Consider the following 871-nt stretch of genomic DNA (forward strand, 5'->3'; position numbering starts at 1 on the left):
TGGTGGGGCCACCAGACCCGGCAGAACCGGCCCGTCGCGAAGTCCCGGATGCGGTTGGCCGAGTCGCTCGACCGCCACGCCCCCACGTCAGCCGCGTTGACCGAGGGCGCGATCTCGGTCGATCACGCCCGCGTCATCACGTCCTGCATCGACCGGCTCCCCGACGACCTCGAGGACCCCACGATTCCCGCCCGCGCCGAGCAGCACCTCCTCGCCGAAGCCGTCCACCACGACCCCAAGGCGCTCGCGACCCTCGCCAAGCACGTCCTCACCGTCGTCGCACCCGAGATCGGCGAGGCCCGCGACGCCCGCACCCTCGAACGAGAAGAGCGCGAAGCGCGTGCCAACGCGTGGTTCACGATGTGCCCCGACGGGAAGGGCAGCTACCGCGGGAAGTTCTCCATCCCCGAGCTGCACGGCGCGATGCTGCACAAGATGCTGCTCGCGTTCGCCGCGCCCAAGCACCAAGCCGCCACCAAGGAAGCCGCCGACGCAGCCGACGGGCCCGAGGTCGAACGGCGCCCCTCGCCGCAACGGATGGGCGACGCCCTCTGCGAGCTGCTCGAGCGCATGCCTGCCGACAAGCTGCCGCAGCTCGGCGGCCTCAACGCCACCGTCGTCGTCACCATGGACATCGACTCCTTGTTGGGTGGACTCGCGCCCGGCGTGCTCGACGACGGCGGTGGAGTCATCTCCGCCGCCACCGCCCGCCGGCTCGCCTGCGAGGCAGGGCTCGTCCCTGCCGTGCTCGGCTCGAAGTCCGAGCTCCTCGACCTCGGCCGACGATCCCGACTGTTCTCCGGCGCGCAACGCCGCGGGCTCAACATCACCCAACCGACCTGCACCGCCGACGGCTGCGACTGGCCCGCCC

At 71.8% G+C, this 871-nt stretch carries 1 protein-coding gene; it reads left to right on the forward strand.

Features of this window, described 5'->3' with window-relative positions; genetic code table 11:
- Positions 1–871, forward strand: an 871-nt coding sequence (locus QWY28_RS23225) for a DUF222 domain-containing protein (protein ID WP_300955294.1), incomplete at both ends; no start/stop codon positions are given.

It is taken from the genome of Nocardioides oceani, from assembly GCF_030412965.1.
GTDB lineage: Bacteria > Actinomycetota > Actinomycetes > Propionibacteriales > Nocardioidaceae > Nocardioides > Nocardioides oceani.